The sequence below is a fragment of the Vibrio fortis genome, assembly GCF_000695685.1.
Classification (GTDB): Bacteria; Pseudomonadota; Gammaproteobacteria; order Enterobacterales; family Vibrionaceae; genus Vibrio; species Vibrio fortis_A.
The window spans coordinates 173,661-197,909 of record NZ_JFFR01000013.1 but is presented as its reverse complement, the minus strand read 5'-3'; the positions used below and the strand labels follow the sequence as shown (position 1 = coordinate 197,909).

Sequence of the window (24,249 nt, the reverse complement as noted above, 5' to 3'; positions counted from 1 at the left end):
CGCAGCATAGGCACTATTTGATGAGGGATAAGATCTCTTTGAACTCTGGAGCGCGGCAATCTTCAACCATTTCATACAAGCACATTTCAACGCCCGTCAGCCCCACCCCATTCGCAGTGAGCTTGGCAAGCGCCAGCGCTTTGTTTGCTGCCGTTCTTGAAGCGGTACAGTCTGTAACAAGCTCTACTCGATACCCCATTTTTCGCAGAGATAACGCAGTTTGATAAACACAGATATGAGCCTCAATACCACAGATTAGCCATGTATCGACTTTGGTGTTTTCTACCGCGAGTTTAAACGTCGCTTCTTTACAACCATCAAAGGTGTATTTAGCGATGGCTAAGTGATCTTTTGCTAGCACTTCACGAATCGGTTCAACGGTTGGACCTAAACGATCTGGATTTTGCTCTAACCAAACAATGGGTAAGTTTAGCACTTTGGCACCTTTAACTAACCTAGTCGTATTTTCAATGTTGGCGTCGCTTTCATGCATCAAGCTCGCAAGCTTTCCTTGCACATCAACTACAATCAACCCTGTGTTGTTTTTCGATAGCATTTTCACTTCCTGCGAGCGTTTGCCCATCTAATCTTAATCAAAAAAGTAATAACAATGTATCAAAAGGCTGACTTGATAGTTGAGCAGCTCCTCAAGGTTTTGCTTGCGCACTTAATCATGTTATGGCCACAGAGATATTTTTCAACCTGATGACTTCAACAACTTTTTGATATCTATACCCATTCTAAGACAAATTTTGTTAACAATCATAGGAAGAGCACATAGAATAATAATTGCATAATCAAATATATTTAAACTTCGGGATCCGTCATAAATGATCTTCCCATTATATTCAATCTCATTGACTATATATATATCACTGCCTCTATTTAAAGGGGCATACTTAACAAGCATTTTCTTGTCGTAAAATACTCCTCCAGGTAAAAAATTATCGTATTGACGATGAAAACCCTTTACACGCAATTGGATCTTATCATTACTTTTTAATACAAAAATTGTTGTGATACCAGCGCTCCCTCTTGAATTGCCGGGCTCTTTCTTTACGGGGACTAGAACATCTACAACATAATTTCCACCGGCATGGGTTTCAAATGGAATGAACAACACCAATAAAAAGAGCCATGTTGAAGCAGTAGCCTGAATTTTTTTAATCATAGTTTCTAATCAAATTACTCTTTAATAATTGCAACGTATGTCGAAGTTTGATAGTTCTATATCCTAATTTGAAACTTACTTAAATAAACTCGATCTCGACGAGCTCCAATAAGGCACTTCAGCATTTTCAAACGCACCCCAGAGAGCATCTTCTCCATACTCTTTTTTATAACTTAATTCTTCTTCAAATAAGGGCACCAGTTGAATAAACCAAATCTGTCTACCATGCTCATCCTTTGTTGACGGAACTATCTCATCCCCATCTGTAAACATAAAAGATCTTGCCTTGGTACCATGCCAGAGGTCATAAGATAACGTAACCGTATCTCCACTATTTGGTACATGGGTAGTGCCATTCCCATATAACGCAACTTCAGCTAACGCATCGGCTATATCATCCGCATCCGGCGTTAACCCGATAAAGAACTCGCAGCTCTCTTCTTTATCTCCAAGAGTAATGCTTGCTCCCATCGTTGCATACATCACTACCCCCTCATCGGTCTGATCTTCGTCCCACTTAAAAATCTGAATCACTTTTCCATCTGGAGATTTATATTTAGCTTTACGAGTGGGCTCGCCATACAATTCAAGGTAGTTCTTGAAAATACTATTAATCACTCAAAAAGCCTCTTTGTTAAATTGTTACTCAAGGGGATCATCTTTCGTTTGCCATACAAGCAACTCACGGTGAGAAAAGTCGACATATAGTGGTTATATACTCCAAATATAAATAGTCTCATGTTTTTATTTTAGGTCAGATTAACCAATGTTAAACAAACTATTATTACCAATATGGCTCGACCTAACATCCATTATAAACAATATTTTTTAGGGTTTGCTTGCTAACTGTATAATGCTTAATCATTGTTTACTATTGTTGTGTGGATAGATTAATCAAATAGGTAGTAGTCTCTTTCTGCTATCACCAATAGTTTATATATTCGTCAATTACTGACTCAAATTCAGGTTTAACTTCCTTCGCTTTAATTAATTTTTGTTGAGCATAATTACTTCTGATCGAATATATCGATGACAATGCCATACGAACATATGACTGCCGCTCTGTAGTAACAATCAACTCAAACAAAGCATCGACAGCACGATCATCTTGAAATCTTTTGACTGCACCTATTGCGCCAGATTGTTCATAATTATCATCTTGTTTTAAAACAGTTTCTGCGAAGCTTCTTTCCATTTCTAAAGACGCTGGCGCAACATCAGAAAAACTGGTTACCTGGCCTAGGAGAGTAGTAAGTATTACATTCCGATTACGTTGAATGAAATGACTATCAGAGTTTCCGACGCAATCTTTAATACTCAGGTATCCATCAAAGCTTGTATGACCTTGATAGATTTCATTAGTAAGCTCTGTAATTAGTTTCATTTCTTGTTCTTTGCGCACCACTCCAAAAATGAACTCTGAAACTGTACTCTGCCTAGTATCTACATTTATACCTTCGTATTCAGAAATCAATTCGCAATTCAGCTGTGTTGAATATGCCGAGTTTGACACTACGATGCATAAAAACACGAGTGTTAGCTTACCTAATAGGCTGTGATAAATTTTTCCCTGTTCTCCGTCACTCATAGTCTAGTAGTCACCAATTCATAATCCTTTCTCTAAAAAGGTAATCTTCATAAAAATTATCCCATCATAATCAGCAACTTAACAAACCACAACAACCTCTTGCAATGTTGTGATTTAGCGGCACTCTTTACCATCGGAATTTTGTAGATAGGTTGTATATCTTATGTGTGTCTATGTTTTATTCTCGCTAACGAACACTTTTCATCGCGAGGCGGTATTGAGTAGGTGTGGTTCTTTTATAGGCTTTGAACTGTCGGTTGAAATTAGCTTGGTTATCATAGCCAACTTTTTCGATAATGATGCCAATTGGTAGGTCTGTATTCATCAACATATCGCAAGCTACGTTTAATCGAATCTTTTTAAGCCGCTGACTAAAACTTTCGTTGAAGTGTTTTGCAAAGATCCGACGCACGCTGCTTTCACTCAAGAACAAATAGTCAGCGAGATCACTTGGCGCGATATTCTGATTGAAGTGTGACAGAAGATATTCGTCAATTTTTTCTAGGTTCTTATGAGTCTTGCTAGCATTAGTGTCCACCTTCAAAGTACTCGCATTTATCAGCCGAACTGCACCATCATCTCCCAGTAATAATCCGAAGATTGCCAGCAAGTCGGAAAGCTGTTGTGTCGGTGAAGAATCGAGAATATTGCCTAGCAAAGCGACAACTCGCTCGGTGGTTTTCTCGGAAAATTGAACACCTCGGTGTGCATCTTTAAGAAGATCTGACAGTGGTGTGAGTTCAGGGCAAAGATGAATTAAAGACTCAATCCACTCTTTACGGAACCAGATTACGTGAGTCTCACACGGCTTCGAATCCTCGACAGAGTCTGAATAGATCGCATGAGGAAGGCCGGAACCCAACAAAACCATGTGGTTGTGTGACACTTCACTTATGTGATTTCCAACGAAACAACTACCTGAAAAGTAACGATGGATAGCAATCTCGTACTCTTCATGGCGATGCCAGCCATAACTCTTTGACGATTCTTCAATCTTACGATATCGCCACGAGACGCCAATTCTTTGTGGTACTCGTTCTAAACTGCCTTTCATGTCCGAACACTTTGTACTTATAGATTCAAAAATGTATAAATTTTAGCAAGAAATAATCGAAATGTACTTAAAGATAAACATATACGATTACCGGCCCTTTGGTTGTGAACTTAGACTGAAACGCAAAGAGACCACACATGGGAGGCACCATGAAGCAGCTAAGATTGCAACTAAACCAACTATTAAGCGATACAAGAAGAGAGTGGATGCGAGAGGTTCTATATAACTATCGCCTCACCAACAAAAAGCTTTGGTACTACTACGGCTACCAGTCGTTAAATGAGATGAAAGCAGATCTACTTCAGAAAGGAAGTAAGCAATCACTTACTGTTCGATAGTTCACTCTTCGATTCACTAGATGCTCGTTAAGAACCTAAGTTGATCATCAAGCATGCTCAAATGGGCATGCTTTTCATTCAAATTCATGATGTATAACGACAATTATTACTTAACTGTTTGAGTTCATTCGCCACACATTGTTAAATAGCTCAAAATTTCTAGTTCTGAGTCCCCTATGGCCACCATAAAAGATGTCGCAAGAGAGGCTGGCGTATCGATCGCTACCACTTCTCGAGTGCTCAACAATGCCCCCCACACCAGCGAAGCAGCGATTGTTGCTGTGAAAAATGCGATGGAAAAGCTGGGCTATCGCCCAAATGCCAATGCGCGTGCACTCGTAAGTAAGTCTTCTAACGCTATAGGTGTGTTAGTCAATGATATGTCTGCACCGTTTTTTGGCTCTATGATCAAGGCCATAGATACCATTGCGAGTGAGCAAGAAAAGCAGCTGCTGGTGGGCAGTGGTTACCATGATGCCACTAAAGAGCGCAATGCCATCAACCTACTGATCAATAGCCGATGTGAATCGTTAGTGGTACACAGCAAAGGTATGTCGGATGCAGAGCTCACCAAACTTGCAGATGAGATACCTGGAATGGTGGTTATCAACCGTGTCGTTGACGATATCGCCCCGCGCTGCATTGCTCTGGATAATCGACAAGGTTCTTACATCGCCACCGAGCACCTTATCCGTAATGGTCACAAGCACATTGGCTACCTGTGTTCTAGTCACGACATTGATGACGCACGTGACCGTCGCGAAGGCTATCTCGACGCTCTACGTAATAATGGTATTGAACCCCGTGACGAGTACATCCAATACGGTGAACCTGATGAAACCGGTGGTGAACAAGCCATGGTCGATTTGATGGCGAGAAATACACCGATCACAGCAGTCGCGACTTATAACGATTCAATGGCAGCAGGATGCATGACACTACTTCAAGAAAACGGGGTTCGTATCCCTGAAGATATGTCAGTGATAGGTTTCGATGATGGCCATATTGCGCGCTATATCTACCCGCGTTTAACCACCATTCGTTACCCAATTCAAGTCATGGCAGACGAAGCAGTGAAATTGTCTTTGCAGCTCGCAAATAAAGAACAAACGCAACTGAAAGAACACAAGCTGTTTATGCCAATACTGGTAAAACGCTCTTCTGTTAGTACAGCCAAATAAAGGATTAAGGAGGCGGTCTCCCCTCCCTTAAAACGGTAATATGCTCAATTACATATCAAGCAAAGCCCCATGGTTACTCATCGCATTCTGCTTTCTAGGATTTCTTGTTCCTGGCATCTCAATGCATGTGTTTAAGATATTGCCGTTTGTCTTGTTCTTTTTAATGTTCTTCACCTTGGTCGGACTCGACCAAAAAGCACTACTCAAATCCTTAGTTCGCCCGAAAGGCTGGCTCTATGCGGTAATACATACCTTCGGCATGATCGCGCTCTGCGGCGCTGTGATAATGATGTTCGGCTTAAATCAGGACCACGCCTTAGCCATGTTAGGGGTTGCGGCTACTGGCTCACTGTTTGCCACTCCCGCGATCGTACGCTCAATTGGCTTAGATTACTTTTCAGCCATGACATACACCATCACATCCACGCTCTTGAAGCCTGTCGCTCTCTACGCAACGCTGTGGTGGGCTTACAACGATCACTTTGAGTTGGACATGCAGGCCTACCTAATCAAGTTGATCGTTTATATCGTCGGCCCTATTGCACTCTCCTTCGTGATCCATGCCTTCGTCGATCTCTCCAAGATCAAAAAAGTGCATGCTGAGCTGGCTAAGTACAACATAATGCTGGTGTTTCTTTTCCCGCTCGGATTAATGGGCGACTTTCGTCAATTGTGGGATTCAAACCCAGAGCACGCGTTACACCTTTTCATGCTGGCTTTTGTTTTGTGCTTGAGCTTTTTCGTAGCCGCTTACCTCATATTCAAATTTACCGATCGCGATGGCGCGATGATTGCCGCTATCACGTCGGGGAACCGCAATGTGCTCCTTACCTACACCATAGCAGGGGCTTACCTTGGACCGCTGTTCTTGCCTCTTGTTGGCGCTCTGCAGCTACCAATCTACTTGCAGCCTTTGTTGATAAAACGTTTATTGAAGTAAACGACTATTCGAAGTCTTATTTTAAGGCTCGCGTGACCAGGTTCTGATCGCCTCGATTTCACTCTCATCAATGTTGAGTGACTGAAGAAACTTCAAATGACCAAGCGGCTCCATCTGTTCAAATCGTTTGTGCCAGTTATACATGTCTTGGTCATCCATTCCCGACTGCCTGAGGATTTCCACCCAGCGCTCCTTGGTCATTAACCCTTGCTCTAGGCCCTCAGGCTCTTGTAGCAGAGCAAGAATAGAGTGCTGTTGCTGACGTAGCTTCTGTATTTCTCTATCGAGTGCGGCGAACTGTTGCCTTAACGCCATATCTCGTTCTTTCCCTTCAGCATCGATCATTAGATACTCAATTTTCGATACTGGGATACCATAAGAACGATACGCTAAGATGGCAGAGAAGCGCTCAACGTCCTTTTGATTGTATTGGCGATAGCCACTTGACGATCTCGATGAGGGTTTCAAAAGCCCCTGTCTTTCATAGTAAAGAACCGTTGAACGAGATACCTTCATTCTCTCGCAGAATTGCTTAATACTCAGCATCAACGTATGACTCCTTTTTTGACTCGAAATATGACCAAACCATGGGGATGATTGCGCTCGCTAGAATGGTTAGCACGCCCACGAAAGCCCACATGTTAGGAAGCTCCGAAAAAAGCATCCACCCTATCAGTACAGAGTAAATGATCTTCACATATTCCACATTAGCAATAATGTTTGCCTCCGCCCATTTGTAAGCCGAGATCCCAACGTATTGAGCAATAGAAGAAATCACACCGATTGAGAGAAGCCATAGTAGATCCTCAATAGTCGGCGTTTGCCATTGATGAATTGCCGGAATCAGTGCAATCAAGCCGACACAGACCGCTTGATAGGCTAATAACGTTATTTTCGGTTCAGTCTGTGCAACCGCACGAACACAGATGACAGCAATAGCCGCTCCAAACGCTGCCGACACACCTGTCACAACATAAACGAACTCATTTCCAAAAAACGACGGTTGTACCACCAACATCACACCAGTAAAACCTAAGGTGATGGTAAGACAGCGACGCATCGTTACTTCTTCTTTCAAAGCTAAACGAGCAATAAGCGCGACAAAAATGACTTGTAAAAACCCAAGAGCCGTCGCGTCTGCGAAAGCGATATTACTGACAGTGACAAACCCCAAATACAGCGCTGCAAACGCTCCAAGGATGCGAAGAATGTGAAGCCTAACCTTATTCGGCTTTAACAGTACTTTCATGTTGTTGCGCATTGCAGGGACAAGTAGAAGCACAAAAACGAGCTGTCGGAAGAATAGGATTTGAAAAGCATCATAACTATCGCTTAATTGGCGAACCAACGCCGCAACTAATGTGAAGAGCGCCGTTGAAAAAAGAGCAAGAAAGATACCTTTTGCGGTCATTGGCAGCGATTGAAACCACTGACTCAATACAGCTTGTTTGCTCGATAATCTTTGATATACCTTCATAGACTCCACTTCGACTTATTGAATTAAGGCGTGGAGTCTAAACCTGAAACCTGTAGACAGGTCAAACGTGCCCATACAAAAAAGCAGCTCTTATTTGAGCTGCTCATAGAAAGGTCTTAACACTAGAGAATGACTAGAGAACATCACGCAAGTTCTTGCGCTCTTCGATCTCTTCCTGCTCGGGGATGGTCCCGGACAGTGTAATAGATTTTGGCGCGGCTTTAATTCGAGTCGTCGTCCTAACACCTTTGCTGCTCGCGCGCGCTTTTGGATTATACAACTCAGGGTTTATAGTTAGGCTTTGGCGAACCTCAACCGCAAACTCTTGATTCTCGTTTTCTGGTAGATAATTACTTTTCAGGTACTTAATCGACATTAAGTCTTTGCTGCGTTTCAAAGTAAATAAACACTTGGTCAAACGCATTACCGATGTAAGCCCTGCTCCAGACGCCATGGTTATCTCTTGATTGCCACGAATTTCATCTTTGTTCACGTGGTGAACTAGTAATAGGCTTGCACCTGAGTCATTGGCTAGCGCCTGAAACACATTCTTAATCAATCTGTCGTGCTTCACTTCCTCACATCGCCCGATTGCTTCAGTTACGGTATCGATGATCACTAGGTCAAATTGAGCGAATGTTTCTTTAAGTTGAGCCAAGTATTGTTGATGCTCTAATTGTTCTTGGTGTGAGCAATCAGGTGGTATGACGATAGGCTCAATATCGGTCATGAAGTGCAAGTTGTTCTTCAGTTCAGAGCGAATTGTAGGAGTACAACTAGCTAGCTTATCTTTCATTCTGGTTTGAATAACACCCGCCCCATCCTCCGAGCTCAAGACCAGTGTTTTGGCGGGCCTATCAGCTGCACTCATACCCAATAGCGTCATCGAAGAAGCATGTTCCATAGCGATACACAGTGCTAAGTGAGACTTACCGACATTAGGAGCTGCTATCAACATCCCAACATGACCTTTAAGTAAACCTTTTAAGCTAAAGCTCATTTCTTGACTTGCACGTGACGACATCAGCGTATCAAGAGACTGAGTTATCATGATTCACTTTCTCCGATATAGAAAATTTGAATACCATTTCCGACATCTCGGAATTGTAGACTGAAGTCTTTTTCAATTTGTACTGCATTTGCTAAAAGATCTTTTCTAAGATCACTACGGAAGCTGTGGCTGACTTTCGAAGCGATAGACTGAATATAGCTATCAAGCGCCCACTCAAACTTCTTGTTATGCAGAAACTCAGCTTTATGTGTGGTTATGTATTTCAAAAATGAGCGTACTGACGGCTTGCTGTAGTTCGTCATTTTGTGTTGTTCGAGTCGGTAATAGTAACCGTGATCACGAATGGCCTGCAGCAGACGCATATCAGGAACCAAAAATACATGATTGGTTAAGTTCTTGGTTGTCTTACGACCAGTTTTGAATTTACTACGATCACAATAGAATCGGTAATCTTGTACAAACTCTAGTGGTTTTTTACCGACGACATTTTGATCATCATCGAGTTCGTTGATCACTAGATGTGCAGTTGCCAATTGAGTGATTCTGCGCTCAATTTGATCGTAGTTAGCTCGTGTCGTTGCCATGCCCATTCGCGTAGCCAATTCATACATACTCATCGATAGAACGGTTGCATCTCGATCAATAAATGAATCAAAGCCATCCTCTTGTGTATCCGAAACATCGCCATCGGTAATTGTTTGATATACCTGTGACCAAGTCAGTCGTGCACCAGCTTCATAAGAAGAGTCATCCAGTTGGATCGTTTGTGCGTAAGCCAACATTGTTTCTAAGATATCGCGGTGAGGTTGCAGCAAATAGTCAACATGAAGATCAACTCTAAAATTTTTACCGTAGCTATTGATGTTCACACTTTCTAATGGATAGTTAAGATCCGTACCACCATTTTGCGCAATCTCAACCAACTTGGACTGCATAGTTGACGTTAACCGAGATGCGGGATGAAAAATCGTTGCTCTAGAAAACAAAATGGATGAGATGAATCGATTCTTTCGATCTTCTTCATTAATAACGGTTAAGCTGGATGATGAAGTCATGATCATTACCTATGGATACGATTTTATCAGTCTAACAGAGATCTTCGATTAACTCATTAACTTCGGTAAATATCTATACTAGATCGGTAAATATTGATAGTAGATCACAATAACCCCCTATAAACATCGGTAGATGTTTAGTTGATTCGGTAAATGTTTAGTTCTTATAGGTTGATCTTCATTTACCGATCTCTTCCCTTATGAGACGTATTGTGGTTACTTTGTGTGCTTGGATCGCCTGAAGATCATTGAGCTTCAACAAATTAAGATCTTACTCCATAGGTGATCGGTTAATGTTGATATTAAAACAATCTAGATCGGCAAATGTTTATATACGAAATCGTCTAATGTCATTAGATAATCGGTAAATATTTATATCTAATCGGTTAATATCTACGTTTAATCGGTAAATGTCGTTACTTAAAGCGTTATACTAAGAAACTAGAACCTTTAGGATCTAGTTTTAAAAAATTACCAACTTCACTTAGGTTCTGTCGGTGACTCAAAATCTCATCACAAAACTCAAGAGAGTTTTGCAATGAGCTGTTGAGTTTATCGACAAACTTCAGTTGTTTAACGCTCTTTTTGCTTGTTATTTAAGCTTTAAGCGATTGGTTGAATTTTTGTTTCAATAAACTAAATGGAGTTAAAAATTTAAGATCGTTAAATGTCATTATCCCTTGCCTCTTAGATATAAACATTTAACGAAGTTGATATGATTAGAAGAAGGTATTGTAGAACCTTCATGATGTTTCGATCGTAAAGTTAAGATCAAAATCATATTCGTTACACTGTTACCAATTGATCATAAGTAACTCAAGTAGTAAGTACTTTGGTATGTTAATTTTTTGTCAATGTTCAGGCTGAACATTGACCGATTATTGATGATATTGTGTTCAGTATAAAGATCATAATATAGATGTTTCTAAAGAGTTTTAGTTAATTGCTTTCATTAATAATCCACCTAAGGAACGATTAGTTTTGTTCTTTCCTATTAGTGATCATATAAATTGAGATCGTTTTTTCAGTAAGTAGTTTATTTTTATCATCAAACCTCACCAGTGCGTTACGACGTAACATTTTAACTATCTCGTATTATTCGTAGTATCCTCATTGTTATTAAATTCAGTGTTCAAAGTGAACATTGACACTGTTTCGAGCAATGTAACCATATTTGATTGAATGACTAATGATCAGAAAAATAATTTTTTCCTGATTTATCAATGATTTGTTAGATATTTAACTAGGTTACTAAAAGTATACTAATTGAAAGTTGTTTTCAGGTTACCATAATAAACCACTATCGGATGGGAACTCCCCTCTCCTATTTTATTTACGATAGTTAAAGGTAATGAAAATGACTAATGTACTGATTATTAACGCACACGAAGTTTCTCCTTATTCTCCAGGTCGTTTGAATGCGAGTCTAGTTGATAAAGCTCAAACACTTTTACAGAGTAAAGGCTATGAGGTTCGCACGGTTTCTATGCAAGATGAGATTGATGTTGAGGAACAGCTTGGACATTTTGCATGGGCCGACAGAGTGATTATCCAATCTCCTGTCAATTGGATGTCTGTACCATGGTCATTTAAAAAGTATATGGATGATGTATTTACTGCAGGTATGGGGGGCTCTCTTTGTGCATTCGATGGTCGTAGTGAAAGCGATCCTAAGAAAAATTATGGTACAGGTGGTACTCAAACTGGAATAAAGTACATGCTATCACTGACATTCAATGCTCCTGAAGAATCGTTTGATGATGACAACGAATATTTATTCCAAGGTAAAGGTGTTGATGATCTTATGTTCCACATGCATGCAAACTTTCGTTTCTTTGGCATGACTTCTCTTCCAACTTTTTCTTGTTTCGATGTAATGAAAAATGCGGATATTGAACGTGACTTCGAACGCTTTGAAACTCATATTATGGCGCACTTTTAAGTCTGTATTGGTTACGCGTAGGTTTAAGATTTTTACTATTAGCGTGAAAAGGCCTTCGATTGGTTGCTTTCATAACTAATAGGTAATATTGAAAAAGCGTGCAGTATGGACTTGCTGTATACTAAGCACAGTTTGTAATTAATGTAGAAGTTTATCGGGGTATTCATTATGCAAAGCTCCATCACTATAGATACTAAAGGTCGTAAAACGGTTGCTAATGTCTGCACGGAACCGTGTGCTATAGAAAAAGGCATGCGTTTAATTGGTGGTAAGTGGAAAGGCTCCATTATCTATCACTTAAAAGATGGTCCTGTCCGTTTCAATGATTTAGCGAGAATGCTGGGTGGCGCGAGCAAGAAGATGATTGACCAACGATTGAAAGAGCTTGAATCTGAGGGCATGATTATTCGTAAAGTAATCAGTGACCGCCCTATTGCGGTGAGCTATGAACTGACCGAGTTTGGCTCAACAGCGTTGGGTATCCTTGAAGAGTTACGTGTATGGTCGGAAGACCACAACATACAAATTAAGTAATTTGTATTTTACTTTAGATAAATAAAAGCCAGCTTAATTTACTCACTTAGCTGGCTTTTTTACTTCAACTCTAGGTTAATAATCTAGTGTGCCGCGAATTGGGTAATGGTTATTGGGATCTCGTATCCAAGCTAATCCGCGCGTTAACGCCCCCAGTTCTGGACGTACGAAAGGGTTATTTGAGATATCAACGACGTGTAACTCCCCTTTTTCATTAACGACGAACAATCCTGGTTCTGCAAAGTTATGATCGGTTTCTTGTTCTGAACGTGGGAGAGAAATGTAGACGCCGAGTGCTTTCATTTGTTCTTCGGTGAGTCCGTACGCAATTGGGAAAGAGATGTCGAGTTTCTCTAATTGTTCTTCTGCCTGATGTTTTGCGTCTGCTGAGACTGCAAGAATATCGACACCAGCATCATTGAAGGCTTGTTTATAGCTTTCAATCTCATTGAGGTATTTTGTACATAATGGACAGTGCTTGCCCCTATAAACGAATACAGCTTGCCATGTCATCCCTGACTTTGGCTCACCTAAGGTGACATTTGTTCCGTCGAGTAAGGTTGCATTAATTGTAGGAAATGAATCCCCGGCCTTGAGTTTGCTTGAGTGTCCCATCTGGTTCCCTTTTTATTGAAATTGGATTCTTAAACCATTTCAAATATAGAAGTGATCTCCTTTAGTGACAAGCAGTTACCATTTAGTAACCTACCCCATCTACCTCCCCTATGAGGAGTTTTTTTGTCAATGTTCAGCCTGAACATAAGGTAATGTTACTTGTCCTCAAACCTTGTTAGCCTTCCCTACTCTATTGCTTACTGCCTTTGAAGACTTAAAGAACAGGGATTCGTTGTCAACATTTAGCCCTATATCAATATAAAGAGTAAGCGGAGGTTGTTTAGTATTACTACCACTACCTATCGCGACTGGATGAAAGATTTTCGGCTTGAGATGTTGTCAATGTTCAGCCTGAACACTGACACGTTTATTGTTGTTTCTTTGTATAAATAGTTTTTGTACCAGATGTTGCTCGCCGGGACACATCAAACCAATAAACAATGTTATATGCTTTTCAATAAGTAGAACCAAACATTAGTCTTTGAGGCCTCTCATGTTTACAAGCTTGGCAATACCAGAATTACCTAAAGAGCTGTACTTGTCTGATACGGTAAGGCAGGGAGAAAAACGAGTCGCAGAACTTCTCGATATTCCAATGCACGAATTGATGGAGCGAGCTGGAGAGTCAGTATTTTCTTTCATTCAGCAAAGGTATGAGCATTGTCGCCATGTCTTAGTGGCTACTGGAACTGGTAACAATGGCGGTGATGGCTATGTTATTGCAAGACTAGCATTGATGTCGGGATACAAGGTGACCTTATGGCAAGTCGGTTCATCTCAAAAGATAAGTGGAGATGCGAAGTCTGCAGAGCAACTCTTTCTATCTGCTGGCGGCAAAGTGCAGGAACCAAGCGCTGAAGTAGACGATTGTATCGATCTCATTGTCGATGGGATTTTGGGGACAGGGATTACTGGCAAACTCAGGGAGTCTGCCGAGTCTGTCATTACCACATTAAACAAGTCTAAGTGCCCTATTATCTCAATCGATGTTCCATCGGGGCTAGATAGCGACACCGGTAGACAGCTTGGAACGGCGGTTGAGGCAACGGCGACTGTCACCTTTATTGCCCTCAAAAGAGGCTTGGTTACTGCTCAAGCTCGAAGTCATGTTGGGGAGTTGTTGTTTGCAGGGTTAAGCATAGATAGAGCTTTTGCTGATCATAATGAACCAGATGCTTTGCTCACGAGTTCGAGATGGCTAGATAGATTGAAAGTGAGAGCTCAAGACTCACATAAAGGTAACCACGGGCGTTTATTGGTTGTGGGCGGCGGTGACGGCATGAGTGGTGCAGCGTATCTCGCCGCTGCAGCTTCATTGCGTTCCGGGACGGGGCTGCTGGCCTCTATTGTCCATAAATCTAGCTGCCTCCCTATGCGTTCTTTGTTACCTGAAGCTATGGTGTCAGATGTCGAGCAACTATCAGAACGACTTGAATGGTGCACGAGTATCTGTGTGGGTGTCGGTTTAAGCAGACTCGATTGGGGTAAAAATGCATATGAAGCGGTTATGAGTCGAGCTTATGATGTGCCTAAAGTGATAGATGCGGATGGCTTATATTGGTTAGCGCAAGATGACCTAGATGCCCGTCCGATAGAGAATACAGTTATTACGCCTCATCCTGGTGAAGCGGCAATGTTGCTCAATTGCAGTGTCAAAGAAGTTGAAGCCGATCGCTATCTCTCTATTAAAAAACTATGTCAAAAATATCGATGTGTCACTGTACTTAAAGGGGCGGGAACCTTAATTAGTGATGGCCACAAAACGGTAGTATGCCACGCAGGTAATGCTGGGATGGCGACTGGTGGGATGGGGGATGTACTTGCTGGCCTCATCTCGTCACTCTTAGCACAAGGGTATCAACCTATTGATGCAGCAATACTAGGTAGTGTCATTCACAGTATGGCTGCGGATCACAATGCCAATACGTATGGACAAGTCGGTATGATGGCATCCGACGTATTGGGCTCTATTCGTCATATCATTAATCGTCTAGATGACTAATCTTAGACTGCGATTGTGTCTCTTTTTGTCAATGTTCAGCCTGAACATTGACAACATAAAACCGCAATTCACTGTAGAACGTCGTGCCTAAGTTAGCGTTACGTACTGCTGATGCCTCTACACTTACATCGAATCAAGAGTTTGATTTCTGTATATCTGAGGTGGGGCTAGGGGAGCTAAACTCCCAAGTGAAGAATGTCGCTTTTGATATAGGCTTAAAAAGGTAAAACCTCAGAAGCCATCTATAATATCGTTCTAGCTTGATCGTGGTGAGTGACTAGTCATAGGACCTTGTTTATTAGAAAGCGTAAACGTTCACTTTGGTGACATTGTCACTTTATATTCCGAGATAGAGTTCATACTGTAAGATTTGTAGCACTATAGCGCTTTAAATAACGCAATCTAGAATAAGTAATTCTAAGGCTCGTATTCTAAGATGTTGTTATTCGGATGATTGAGGAAAGCAACAATGAAAATAACTGTGACTAGCGTACCTGTTGAAGATCAAGATAAGGCTCTCGCGTTCTATACTGATGTACTTGGTTTTATTAAGAAGACAGAAGTACCACTTGGCGAATACAAGTGGTTAACCGTGGTATCCCCACAAGAGCAAGCAGGTGTCGAGTTGCTGTTAGAGCCAATGGCATTTGAACCTGCTCGCCACTACCAACAGGCACTAAAAGAGGCGGGTATACCATGGACATCATTTTCTGTGGACGATGTACAACAAGAGTATGAAAGGCTGATTGCTCTCGGCGTTGAGTTTTCAATCGAGCCGAGAGAGGCGGGCAATGTCATGATTGCGGTGCTTGATGACACTTGCGGGAACTACATTCAGCTGATGCAGATGCTTTAGTCTATCGCTAACTTATGTCTAGAAGGCGCGTCATAAAGTGTGGCGCTCCTTACGTTTCTATCTTCATCTCATGCTAGACTTCCTGTTATCCCTAATTGACGGTTTTGGTCACGATGGCATCAATCCCTAAGACATTCTATGAACAAGAGATAGATCGCTTATACAGTGACATAGCAACGCCTCAACGACACTATGTTCTGATCAGGCAATCTAAAGCGTTCATGGAAAAGCACTATGCTCAAAAACTCGAGCTGGATGATTTAGCTCAGGCTGCTTTTATGTCTAGATTCCATTATGTTCGTATTTTTAAACAACTGTATGGTCTGACGCCAAGAAACTACCTGCGGGATATGCGAATCGCAAAAGCCAAAGAACTTCTAAAGCAGGGATACTCGATCACTGATACCTGCGCTGATGTCGGCTATGAGAGTCTGTCTACCTTTTCGAACACCTTCAAAAAAAGTACCGGATATTCACCAAGAGAGTTTCGTGAGTACCACCTAAATCTGTAGCACGGTCACGTACAGCGGCGCTGCATTTCTGCTAATCAAAACGCCATTAGAAAGGAATGTTCAGGCTGAACATTGACAAGTTTGAAGCGCATTCCAAAGTTGTATTCCTTATTTAACTTTTGGGTGAGTAGTGTCTATTTGATTATTTGATGCTAAAGGGACAGTGTCACGTCCAACCTATAGGTGACATAAATTCAGCTTAGTGCCTAAGCAATCGTTATGAGTTTGTGCCGAGAGATGTAGCTGTGTGCGCTGTCTAGAAACGGATTGTTCCTTCAATTTCTTAAGAAAGTGCACATGCTTTTGATCTGGCTTCTTGCATAGCCAATGTTACGGGTGGTGAAACAGAGTTTTGTTGTAAATGAGAATAGCTTTCAATACTATGTGGAAATCTCACCTATGACAGTAGTATTCGAAATGCATTCACAATCAGTCACCAAGGTAAAGAAGGCGTTTCTTTCCGGTATATGGGCAACATTAATCAGCATTGCGATAGGTTTTACCTTTAAGATATGGCTTGCGGGCTGGGTAGCAAAAGCCGATTTGGCGCTCTTTCATACTGTTGTTGATATCATTTCTCTGTCCATGATACTGATGACGGGCTTCCGCTCGTCCATGGTCGTGACCTATTCTCAAACCAAGAATGATATCGATATTATCAATATTTTCCGCTTTACCCTTATTTTCGTCGTCCTAATGACGTGGGGTGGGGTGATTCCTTACATCAAGCACAGCCTCGATATCGGAGTCGAATACTTACAGTTGGTGGGCATTATTTTTGGTTTGGGGCTGAAGCTCTACTTTACCAATTTAGTTGCCATGTATCGTTTGTACGATATTACTAACCGTACCACTTGGCTTGACCCTGCGTTGAACGTGGCTCTGTTTCTATTCGCTTACTATATTGCTGGATTCAGTGCGTTAACGGCGCTGTTCTATGGTTTGACCATATCTTCGTTGATAACAGCGCTCTATATGTATATCAGCCGAAGAAAAGAGATATCGACTCTGCCAATCAAGCCTGTACAGCTTAATTCAGACATGTACGGCTATGTGAAAAAGAGCTTTACTGCGACACTCGAAGCAGGAGCAAGCATTCTTATGATTTACATTGCTGTGTTGCTGACTATTCGCTACTTCAGCGTTGATGAATTGGGTGATTTTCAGGTTGTGGTGCGTCCGGTCTTCACATACATGACAATGTTATTTGTATTCCCAATTTACCGCTTTGTTCTGCCTGAACTGTCTGTGAAGGTTCGAAATGGTGAGTTCTCTGAGATTCAGCTTATCCGTCGATGGGTGTTTAAGTTGTCATTTATTGTCAGCGGCGCGTTTTTCTTGACGATGCTGTTGTTTGGTTCGAACCTTGTTGAAGCGCTTTTTCCTGCTGAGTATGTGGGCGCAACACCTGTGTTGTTCCACTTCTCTATCTTCTTCATTTTTATGATGCTAAACGCCTACCAACTGGCTTACATCAAAGCAAACGGACACTTTAAAACAAGCCTATTTATTCGCTTAACAGGTATCGCGACGCTGGTTGTTATGTTCTACGTGATATCGGCTTTTACTGACAATGTCGTGGCGATCATTATCGCATTGTGCTCTGGTTACCTGATGATGTTTATATTATCGAGTTTCAAAGAGAAGCAGATTCGAGAGTCTGCGCTCCTTGCCCAATCTCAAACCGTGTAAGTAGGTAAGAGTAGATCTCAACTTCTGTGTTGTACGTAAAATGTTGGCTTGCCTTCGCATAGGCCAATAAATACGTCTACTCTAAATAGTATGAGTCATTTAGATTAATGCTATCAAAGAGTTATAAATGGACCCATTGACGCAAGGGATGCTGGGCGCAGCGTCGACACTGTCAGTAAGTAAGAGGAAGCACTCGAGGGCTGCCGCGGTTTTGGGTGGGCTTTCTGGTATGGCGCCTGACTTGGATGTACTCATCCGTTCTAGCCAAGATCCATTATTGTTTCTTGAGTATCACCGACAGTTTACTCACTCTTTGTTGTTCATCCCCTTTGGTAGTTTGCTTTGTGCGTTAGTCTTCTATTTCATTTTTTCAAAGCGGTGCGATCTCTCTTTCCAGCGGACATGGTTCTATTGTGCGCTGGGTTACGGCACCCACGGCATGTTAGACGCTTGCACCAGTTACGGAACACAGTTGCTGTGGCCGGTATCCGATGAACGAGTAGCCTTTAACATCATCTCCGTTATCGACCCGGCTTTTACATTGCCATTATTGGTACTGATTGCTTTCGCTTTCTTGAAGTACAGTTCTAAGCTTGCTCTGGTGGCGATGAGCTGGACATTTGTCTATTTGATTATCGGTGGAATACAGAAAGATAGAGCGGAAGCGGCTGGGGTGGAGCTAGCTAACGGGCGTCAACATGCTCCTGTAGTCGTGGAAGTAAAACCAACTTTAGCCAACCTCCTTGTTTGGAAAGTCGTGTACGAGTTCAATGGTCTTTATTTTGTTGATGCTGTTAGGGTTGGGGCTGATATTAAAGCATATCCGGGAAATTCTATTGCGAAGCTGAATGTGACTACTGACTTGTCGTGGGTGACGCAAGATAGTCAGCAAATGATAGATGTTGGGCGGTTTTCTCGCTTTTCTAATGGCTACCTCGCATTAGATCCCTACAACCAACAGCGTATTATCGATGTGCGATATTCAATGGTACCGAATCAAATCAACGCGCTTTGGAGTATTGAGCTATCTCCATCCGCCAAGAACAATGACCATGTCAAATACATAATCGACAGAGAGAGCACGCCTGCGTCGAGAGAGGCCTTTACCAGAATGCTCTTAGGGCGAGATTAAAGAGTCGATATGAGCCAGGCTCAATGACGGCTATTCCGGTACAGGGTTAACAGCTGCCCATGACGATGGCTCACCATCTGTGGTTAGTGGAAACACACTTTTGTCTGGCTTAGCGTAGCTTAAGCGGTTGATACGTTTGGTTCTGTGGTAACTATCTAGCCCTGAAATAGTGACTGTACCTAACGCATCTAGGTCTAGAAAGCCATCATGCATGATCGCCATTCTTGGCACGTGAATGGTATTGACCTCACCAATGAGCATAACCGTGTCATTGCTTTTGATGTCGATACGCTCCTTCAGAGTTAGGGCGATTTTCAAACTGCTCTCTAGAACAAACGGGGCAGGGCAGTTACCGTCGTAATAAGGTGTGAGTCCTACCTCATTAAACTCTGAAATTGATTTTGAGTATCGAGCCGATGTTTGATGTGCTTTTTGGAAAATCTTGTCGTTGACGCTGTTCACTGTGAACGACTTGGTCTCAATGATGTTTTGAAGCGTGTGTCTTGGCGTTTTACACGGGCGAACAATAAAGCCCAACAGGGGAGGGTGTGAGCCCAAATGGACGACAGAACTAACGATTGCAAGGTTCTCTTGTCCTTGTTCATCTCTTGTCCCTATAAGATTCGCGCTTTTAAATCCCGATATCGAGTTGACCAATCGAGTACGGAAGCGCTTTTCCATGGTTTGAATATCATCGTGCGAAAAAGTTAACTCTCTCATGTGTCTACCCATAGTCTCAATGTGATTGGCGAAGGCTTTGTTTAGGAAGATATTTACGTCAAAGGTTTGTTTTGCGATCAACTGGTTGCGCGTTTATTGGTTTGACGTACATGCCTAGCTAAAATTCGCGCTCCTTCATTTTTGACATCAATGCGTTTTTTCCACGACCACAGTCGTTCTCTCGCTTCGCGAGCTCTCTCGTTCAGGTCGAAAATTGGGTCCAGGTATGGCGAATCTTGTTCCACCTGATACATCGCGGCTTCCATTGATGTCATCTTCCACGGTTCAAATATCAATGGCGTAGGAACTTGCTCTAATTCAGGCACCCACTTTTTAACAAACTCCCCCTCTGAATCATGTTCTTGTGCCTGCTTGATAGGGTTGTATATGCGGATGGTATTAATGCCGGTCACGCCAGCTTGCATCTGGAACTGGGAATAATGAATACCAGGCTCAAAGTCGAGAAACAACTGAGCTAGGTGAGTCACGCCTTCGCGCCAATCCATGTTCATGTGGTGGGTAAGGAAACTAACCAGCATAGCCCTCATTCGGAAATTGATGTATCCGGTGTGATGTAAGCAGCGCATGCAGGCATCAACCAAAGGAAATCCAGTATTACCGGTCTTCCAAGCCAAAAGATGATTTGGATTTGTATTGCAAGATTGTGAGAGCAACGCTTCATAGGCCGTATTGGTGCAACGAAACTCCATCTCACACTCTGATTCGAATTTTTGGATGAAATGACAATGCCAGTGGAGCCGAGATGATAGGGCGATTAAGCTACGACGAAAGCCCGGCACGTTCCAATGTTGCAATAGTTCTTGGTAGACTTCGCGCAGTGAGATGTTGCCCCATGCAAGATAAGGAGATAAGCGTGTGCAGGCATTTCTCGATGTGATTGGGCTAGAAAGGCTGCGATAGTAGTCTTTACCTCTGCGGTTAAAGAAGTCGTGAAGGGTTAGCCATGCAAGCTTACTTCCGCCTGTTTGCATACCACTACTTAAACTTGTCCATGATTTGGGAGGGATGAACGCATGGTCAACTTGTTTAGAGTCTAAAGTATGTAAGTGTTCACTACACATTTGAGGCTTTAAAATTTGAGAACGCATGACCAAAGACCAGTTCTTATCCCAGTTCTCTCTGTTTGCTAATCCGCGCAAGACGGCCCCCTGCTGAGACTCTTGCCAAGCGATACCTTGGGCATCAAACCATCCCTTGAGCAAGCGGTCGCGCTCGAAAGTACAATTCAAGCCGATCTCTTGATAGGAATAGACGGTATCTATCTGGTACTTAGATTGTATCTCTTGGAAGCACTCTAACGCCTCTCCCTGCATTACAGAGACTTGATGTCCGTGATGAGCTAGCGTTTCGTTCATGCACTCAATAGACTGCCACACAAATCGCCAATGCCGCTCTGAGTAGTGAAGGTTGTTGAGCAATGATGGCTCAAATATGTAGAGCAAAATTGTCGGTCGCTCGGACGATAGTGCATCGAATAAAGGGGCATGGTCGGTGATCCGAAGGTCGCGTTTGAACCATACGATGTTGACTGTTTGCATGTGGTTTCTCGTTTTTTGAACCACTACGTAGCAATAAACAAAATGTCTCAATTTTCTTCAAAACTAACGATTAAAGTAGGCGTTAGAGGTTAAGTGTGGATGATGAGATTGTCTTAATGATGCTGGCGATCTTGAAGGGAAAATGTAACCTAGGGGGTAGAGGAGCTCTCAATATTGGCATTAACTGAGTGCGATTGAATTAATTTGAAGTGTGCGTCGAGTTAAGTCACAAGGCCATCTCACGCTCGGTATTCATATAAGTTGTTCTCTAAACCATACAATTCGATGGTGCCCTTTAGTTCAAAACCTACTTTTGTTAGTACTCGGTTTGAACCTTTGTTACTGGGGAAGGTAACAGCTAGCACAGTATCTAAAGATAGAGCTTTAACAGCATGTTGAAGTACTCCAATAGAAGCCTCCGTCGCATACCGTTGATTACAATATTCCGGTAGCAATGCATAACCAAGATCTGGACTGTCCAACTCGGGGCGTTTTAATACGCCACAGATTCCTATCGGTGTACCCGTTTTGCGTAACGAGACTAGGTTCAGGCCAAAACCGTATGTTTCGTAACTAGCCAATGGACCATTGGTAAGGTAGTTTTCCGCATCTTCTGAGGTACGGATGTTTTTGTCGGCAATATTGTGGATAAAAGACTCATCATTGTATAAACGGATGACAAAATCCGCGTCTTTGAGCGTAAGCTGGCGAATAACCAATCTTTCTGTTTTACATACTAACTTCAATGAAGACACCTCTGGTTGTGATAAAAGTTAGTGGTGGACTTTGGAAATCGTGTTTAAATGAGAGTGCCAAGTGTTATGCATCACCTTGATATGCTTGTTGTATAAACATAGTTTCGATTTGTTTAATGGCTTTACAAAACACCTTGTGACAATCAAATTCCAAACAACCTCCGAGCTTGTGCCAGAAAAAATTGAACTCATGGCCGCCATCATCTTGTGTATAGAAGGCCCAGTTGTTTGGCAAACTTTCCGAAACTTCGCACAGGACAAAATGCCAAAGTTGATTTTGGAAACCACTTTCCCAACTTCTGAGGTATTTAGTACTGGAAACTTTGGATATACCTGACTCCTCTGTAAGCTCTCTAAGCGCCGCGCTCTCCGTTGAACTGTCTGTCAGCTCTAACGTACCTTTTATTAATTGCACATCGGCCAAAGGATGTTCGAATACTAGCAACTCCAAATTCGAGCCTGATTTGCGCAGTACTACTGGACACACTTTAACTTCTCTATTTTGAATCCTTTTAGTCACTGGCTTTTCCTTTGTGTATGACATTGCGTTGATGTAGTGATCAACGCCATCAATTAATCTATTGTGCCGAGGTTACTAAAGCTGAATTAAACTGAGAATGCTAAACGCTTTGTATGTTTTCACGAATTCGATGCTATTTCCATGAATAGTACGGCAGAAAAACCTAAAACGAACCCTAGAAAAGCGAGAATTGTCATTATCGTATCTGGTTCTGAATGAGCTCTTTCGATATCTGGGTGCTTTATAAAGATTCCCTTTATGGGAAAGCCTCTCAAGTACAATCGTGGATAAAAGCCATACTGCTCTTTGACTTGGTAGCTATAGCGTAACTGTGCTAAGAAGCTTAATAGCATAGCTGAAAACATAGCGAAAGATGTAATGTCACCAATGGAATAGCCATAATTGAAGTTGTACACGCTTAAACCAAGGTAGAGAAATAGTAAACCTGAAACTACTTTAAGCGCTTTTTTATGATGATAAATTGGCTGCAAAATAATGAACGCAATGACATATGCACTTGTAGTGCTAGTGACAAGATTCCAGCTCATATGACCTCAAAAATATAACGACCAAATAATTAGTGAGCAACGCAATACAGAAGCTGCTGCATACCTACTTAACCACTAAAACTAACGCATGGTGAAAATGCCACGCGTTGGGAATACCTCTTCACAGTGTGTTATATGTTTATTCTCTGAAACCGTAGATACGTAACCCTCTATCTGTGAGCTTAGTATCGAAGTGCCCAACCGAGTTTAAGATATTCAATGCTTCATCTATATCTTGATGCCAGTGCTTAAAGGGCACATTTTCATACTTACTAGGCTTACCTACTTTGGGGATTTCTAACCACTCAATTCGCTTGTAGGCAAAAGGCCCTGATCCATAGTCACCTACATACTTTTCCATTAACTCATCTGATTTAGTAAACCAACCTAGAAATTCACAATCGTTATCAACAAACTTCCAGTAACACTGGTTCAACATCAGCTCTGGCACATCCAATACCGTAAACACTTTACGCCATTTGGCATTTGACATTAGTGATATTGAAAATCGATTTTTAATAACCTTATCTAGGTATTCATCCATTCTTGCTGGCATGTCAAAATCTCCAAGTGTATAGCGTATTGTTATATTTTTTCAGCAGTTCTTAATGCTCGCGACAACCAGTTATTGACAGTTCGAGGCTTTTATTATCATTGCAATTAACGAAAAGTCTGGAACCATCAGAGAATTCTATGCACAGTTCACTTTCTCGATGGCGATAAATCTCAGATACTTTTTTTGTTGTCGAGTAGGCTTTTAAGCTTTTTCGCTTCTAATTCTAAGTTCGTTCTCATCTTGGGAAATACTCGTCCTTTAACTTGACCATACGCCCTGCTAGTGAGCGGACTCATTTATTGCACTTAATGCTTTGATATACAAAGCCATATCTAATACGAAACTTTCAGTTATACCATCAGACATAACTGAGTTCTAAAGTAGTTCTTTTTGAACCAAAGACTCGATGGCAGAACTAGATAGACCAAGCCGGTTTACTTGCGAAAATGCAAGGGCTGTTCCCCCTACTTCAACAAATGCGGTAATCACT

General features: G+C 41.9%; 25 protein-coding genes. 10 read left to right on the top strand and 15 right to left on the bottom strand.

Annotated features, from left to right (window positions below):
- Positions 1 to 13 precede the first annotated feature (13 nt).
- The 5 genes from VFDL14_RS13355 to VFDL14_RS13375 all read right to left on the bottom strand — a co-directional run bounded on the left by VFDL14_RS13355 (position 14) and on the right by VFDL14_RS13375 (position 3,813).
- The gene (locus VFDL14_RS13355; RefSeq protein ID WP_032550815.1) at positions 14 to 556 is read right to left on the bottom strand and encodes an isochorismatase family protein; all 543 of its coding nucleotides are present in this window, start codon (positions 554 to 556) and stop codon (positions 14 to 16) included.
- Between the two features lie 141 nt (positions 557 to 697).
- Positions 698 to 1,171, bottom strand: coding sequence for a hypothetical protein (locus tag VFDL14_RS13360; RefSeq protein WP_032550814.1), 474 nt, complete (start codon positions 1,169 to 1,171; stop codon positions 698 to 700).
- A gap of 75 nt (positions 1,172 to 1,246) precedes the next feature.
- Positions 1,247 to 1,789, bottom strand: a complete 543-nt coding sequence (locus VFDL14_RS13365) for a suppressor of fused domain protein (RefSeq protein WP_032550813.1) — start codon at positions 1,787 to 1,789, stop codon at positions 1,247 to 1,249.
- Positions 1,790 to 2,093: 304 nt separating this feature from the next.
- Positions 2,094 to 2,759, bottom strand: coding sequence for a hypothetical protein (locus VFDL14_RS13370; protein ID WP_032550812.1), 666 nt, complete (start codon positions 2,757 to 2,759; stop codon positions 2,094 to 2,096).
- 187 nt (positions 2,760 to 2,946) lie between these two features.
- Entirely contained in the window at positions 2,947 to 3,813 is an 867-nt protein-coding gene (locus tag VFDL14_RS13375) for a helix-turn-helix transcriptional regulator (RefSeq protein WP_032550810.1), read from the bottom strand.
- Between the two features lie 149 nt (positions 3,814 to 3,962).
- Here VFDL14_RS13375 and VFDL14_RS13380 point away from each other — a divergent pair, with 149 nt between their 5' ends.
- The 3 genes from VFDL14_RS13380 (at position 3,963) to VFDL14_RS13390 (ending at position 6,272) form a co-directional block, all read left to right on the top strand.
- On the top strand, positions 3,963 to 4,151 hold the full coding sequence (locus VFDL14_RS13380; protein WP_152549227.1) for a hypothetical protein: 189 nt from the start codon (positions 3,963 to 3,965) through the stop codon (positions 4,149 to 4,151).
- A gap of 176 nt (positions 4,152 to 4,327) precedes the next feature.
- Entirely contained in the window at positions 4,328 to 5,332 is a 1,005-nt protein-coding gene (locus tag VFDL14_RS13385) for a substrate-binding domain-containing protein (RefSeq protein ID WP_032550808.1), read from the top strand.
- Positions 5,333 to 5,453: 121 nt separating this feature from the next.
- Positions 5,454 to 6,272 (top strand): hypothetical protein, encoded by an 819-nt coding sequence (locus VFDL14_RS13390; RefSeq protein WP_152549226.1) that lies wholly within the window; start codon positions 5,454 to 5,456, stop codon positions 6,270 to 6,272.
- 21 nt (positions 6,273 to 6,293) lie between these two features.
- Here VFDL14_RS13390 and VFDL14_RS13395 read toward each other — a convergent pair whose 3' ends face one another.
- From VFDL14_RS13395 to VFDL14_RS13410, 4 genes are all read right to left on the bottom strand, one after another.
- Positions 6,294 to 6,818, bottom strand: coding sequence for a MerR family transcriptional regulator (locus tag VFDL14_RS13395; protein ID WP_032550805.1), 525 nt, complete (start codon positions 6,816 to 6,818; stop codon positions 6,294 to 6,296).
- Positions 6,805 to 7,683 (bottom strand): DMT family transporter, encoded by an 879-nt coding sequence (locus tag VFDL14_RS13400; RefSeq protein WP_032550886.1) that lies wholly within the window; start codon positions 7,681 to 7,683, stop codon positions 6,805 to 6,807. The genes VFDL14_RS13395 and VFDL14_RS13400 overlap by 14 nt, the downstream gene beginning before the upstream one ends.
- Before the next feature lie 199 nt (positions 7,684 to 7,882).
- Positions 7,883 to 8,800, bottom strand: a complete 918-nt coding sequence (locus VFDL14_RS13405; protein ID WP_032550803.1) for an AAA family ATPase — start codon at positions 8,798 to 8,800, stop codon at positions 7,883 to 7,885.
- Complete coding sequence (locus tag VFDL14_RS13410; protein ID WP_032550802.1) at positions 8,797 to 9,822, bottom strand: hypothetical protein; 1,026 nt, start codon at positions 9,820 to 9,822, stop codon at positions 8,797 to 8,799. The genes VFDL14_RS13405 and VFDL14_RS13410 overlap by 4 nt, the downstream gene beginning before the upstream one ends.
- A 1,351-nt stretch (positions 9,823 to 11,173) precedes the next feature.
- Here VFDL14_RS13410 and VFDL14_RS13415 point away from each other — a divergent pair.
- Positions 11,174 to 11,758 (top strand): NAD(P)H-dependent oxidoreductase, encoded by a 585-nt coding sequence (locus VFDL14_RS13415; protein ID WP_032550801.1) that lies wholly within the window; start codon positions 11,174 to 11,176, stop codon positions 11,756 to 11,758.
- A gap of 168 nt (positions 11,759 to 11,926) precedes the next feature.
- Positions 11,927 to 12,292 (top strand): winged helix-turn-helix transcriptional regulator, encoded by a 366-nt coding sequence (locus tag VFDL14_RS13420; protein WP_032550800.1) that lies wholly within the window; start codon positions 11,927 to 11,929, stop codon positions 12,290 to 12,292.
- Positions 12,293 to 12,367: 75 nt separating this feature from the next.
- On the opposite strand, the gene VFDL14_RS13425 is transcribed toward VFDL14_RS13420, so the two are convergent.
- A complete protein-coding gene (locus VFDL14_RS13425) occupies positions 12,368 to 12,907 on the bottom strand; it encodes a redoxin family protein (RefSeq protein ID WP_032550799.1) in 540 nt (179 codons plus the stop codon).
- Between the two features lie 493 nt (positions 12,908 to 13,400).
- On the opposite strand from VFDL14_RS13425, the gene VFDL14_RS13430 reads away from it, so the two are divergent.
- From VFDL14_RS13430 to VFDL14_RS13450, 5 genes are all read left to right on the top strand, one after another.
- Positions 13,401 to 14,909, top strand: coding sequence for an NAD(P)H-hydrate dehydratase (locus tag VFDL14_RS13430; protein ID WP_032550798.1), 1,509 nt, complete (start codon positions 13,401 to 13,403; stop codon positions 14,907 to 14,909).
- 469 nt (positions 14,910 to 15,378) lie between these two features.
- Complete coding sequence (locus tag VFDL14_RS13435; protein ID WP_032550796.1) at positions 15,379 to 15,765, top strand: VOC family protein; 387 nt, start codon at positions 15,379 to 15,381, stop codon at positions 15,763 to 15,765.
- A 113-nt stretch (positions 15,766 to 15,878) separates the two neighbouring features.
- On the top strand, positions 15,879 to 16,277 hold the full coding sequence (locus VFDL14_RS13440; RefSeq protein WP_032550795.1) for a helix-turn-helix transcriptional regulator: 399 nt from the start codon (positions 15,879 to 15,881) through the stop codon (positions 16,275 to 16,277).
- Between the two features lie 417 nt (positions 16,278 to 16,694).
- The gene (locus VFDL14_RS13445; protein ID WP_032550884.1) at positions 16,695 to 17,969 is read left to right on the top strand and encodes a membrane protein; all 1,275 of its coding nucleotides are present in this window, start codon (positions 16,695 to 16,697) and stop codon (positions 17,967 to 17,969) included.
- Between the two features lie 127 nt (positions 17,970 to 18,096).
- Positions 18,097 to 19,101: a metal-dependent hydrolase gene (locus tag VFDL14_RS13450; RefSeq protein ID WP_032550794.1), complete on the top strand. Its 1,005-nt coding sequence runs from the start codon at positions 18,097 to 18,099 to the stop codon at positions 19,099 to 19,101.
- A 30-nt stretch (positions 19,102 to 19,131) separates the two neighbouring features.
- On the opposite strand, the gene VFDL14_RS13455 is transcribed toward VFDL14_RS13450, so the two are convergent.
- The 5 genes from VFDL14_RS13455 to VFDL14_RS13480 form a co-directional block, all read right to left on the bottom strand.
- Positions 19,132 to 19,821 (bottom strand): flavin reductase family protein, encoded by a 690-nt coding sequence (locus VFDL14_RS13455; protein ID WP_032550883.1) that lies wholly within the window; start codon positions 19,819 to 19,821, stop codon positions 19,132 to 19,134.
- A 77-nt stretch (positions 19,822 to 19,898) separates the two neighbouring features.
- Positions 19,899 to 21,380, bottom strand: coding sequence for a cryptochrome/deoxyribodipyrimidine photo-lyase family protein (locus tag VFDL14_RS13460; RefSeq protein ID WP_032550793.1), 1,482 nt, complete (start codon positions 21,378 to 21,380; stop codon positions 19,899 to 19,901).
- A gap of 239 nt (positions 21,381 to 21,619) precedes the next feature.
- Positions 21,620 to 22,126 (bottom strand): GNAT family N-acetyltransferase, encoded by a 507-nt coding sequence (locus VFDL14_RS13465; RefSeq protein ID WP_050487394.1) that lies wholly within the window; start codon positions 22,124 to 22,126, stop codon positions 21,620 to 21,622.
- A gap of 73 nt (positions 22,127 to 22,199) precedes the next feature.
- Entirely contained in the window at positions 22,200 to 22,655 is a 456-nt protein-coding gene (locus tag VFDL14_RS13470) for an NUDIX hydrolase (protein ID WP_032550791.1), read from the bottom strand.
- Between the two features lie 687 nt (positions 22,656 to 23,342).
- Complete coding sequence (locus tag VFDL14_RS13480) at positions 23,343 to 23,759, bottom strand: DUF6678 family protein (protein WP_032550788.1); 417 nt, start codon at positions 23,757 to 23,759, stop codon at positions 23,343 to 23,345.
- Positions 23,760 to 24,249 lie beyond the last annotated feature (490 nt).

Bases quoted from the DNA above. Each gene is read 5' to 3' on its own strand.
- VFDL14_RS13410 (WP_032550802.1), bottom strand. From the start codon at position 9,822: ATGATCATGACTTCATCATCCAGCTTAACCGTTATTAATGAAGAAGAT.
- VFDL14_RS13455 (WP_032550883.1), bottom strand. From the start codon at position 19,821: ATGAGAGAGTTAACTTTTTCGCACGATGATATTCAAACCATGGAAAAG.
- VFDL14_RS13360 (WP_032550814.1), bottom strand. From the start codon at position 1,171: ATGATTAAAAAAATTCAGGCTACTGCTTCAACATGGCTCTTTTTATTG.
- VFDL14_RS13395 (WP_032550805.1), bottom strand. From the start codon at position 6,818: ATGCTGAGTATTAAGCAATTCTGCGAGAGAATGAAGGTATCTCGTTCA.
- VFDL14_RS13370 (WP_032550812.1), bottom strand. From the start codon at position 2,759: ATGAGTGACGGAGAACAGGGAAAAATTTATCACAGCCTATTAGGTAAG.
- VFDL14_RS13415 (WP_032550801.1), top strand. From the start codon at position 11,174: ATGACTAATGTACTGATTATTAACGCACACGAAGTTTCTCCTTATTCT.
- VFDL14_RS13425 (WP_032550799.1), bottom strand. From the start codon at position 12,907: ATGGGACACTCAAGCAAACTCAAGGCCGGGGATTCATTTCCTACAATT.
- VFDL14_RS13450 (WP_032550794.1), top strand. From the start codon at position 18,097: ATGGACCCATTGACGCAAGGGATGCTGGGCGCAGCGTCGACACTGTCA.
- VFDL14_RS13355 (WP_032550815.1), bottom strand. From the start codon at position 556: ATGCTATCGAAAAACAACACAGGGTTGATTGTAGTTGATGTGCAAGGA.
- VFDL14_RS13430 (WP_032550798.1), top strand. From the start codon at position 13,401: ATGTTTACAAGCTTGGCAATACCAGAATTACCTAAAGAGCTGTACTTG.
- VFDL14_RS13385 (WP_032550808.1), top strand. From the start codon at position 4,328: ATGGCCACCATAAAAGATGTCGCAAGAGAGGCTGGCGTATCGATCGCT.
- VFDL14_RS13390 (WP_152549226.1), top strand. From the start codon at position 5,454: ATGCATGTGTTTAAGATATTGCCGTTTGTCTTGTTCTTTTTAATGTTC.
- VFDL14_RS13420 (WP_032550800.1), top strand. From the start codon at position 11,927: ATGCAAAGCTCCATCACTATAGATACTAAAGGTCGTAAAACGGTTGCT.
- VFDL14_RS13445 (WP_032550884.1), top strand. From the start codon at position 16,695: ATGCATTCACAATCAGTCACCAAGGTAAAGAAGGCGTTTCTTTCCGGT.
- VFDL14_RS13440 (WP_032550795.1), top strand. From the start codon at position 15,879: ATGGCATCAATCCCTAAGACATTCTATGAACAAGAGATAGATCGCTTA.
- VFDL14_RS13435 (WP_032550796.1), top strand. From the start codon at position 15,379: ATGAAAATAACTGTGACTAGCGTACCTGTTGAAGATCAAGATAAGGCT.
- VFDL14_RS13400 (WP_032550886.1), bottom strand. From the start codon at position 7,683: ATGACCGCAAAAGGTATCTTTCTTGCTCTTTTTTCAACGGCGCTCTTC.
- VFDL14_RS13405 (WP_032550803.1), bottom strand. From the start codon at position 8,800: ATGATAACTCAGTCTCTTGATACGCTGATGTCGTCACGTGCAAGTCAA.
- VFDL14_RS13480 (WP_032550788.1), bottom strand. From the start codon at position 23,759: ATGCCAGCAAGAATGGATGAATACCTAGATAAGGTTATTAAAAATCGA.
- VFDL14_RS13375 (WP_032550810.1), bottom strand. From the start codon at position 3,813: ATGAAAGGCAGTTTAGAACGAGTACCACAAAGAATTGGCGTCTCGTGG.
- VFDL14_RS13380 (WP_152549227.1), top strand. From the start codon at position 3,963: ATGAAGCAGCTAAGATTGCAACTAAACCAACTATTAAGCGATACAAGA.
- VFDL14_RS13460 (WP_032550793.1), bottom strand. From the start codon at position 21,380: ATGCAAACAGTCAACATCGTATGGTTCAAACGCGACCTTCGGATCACC.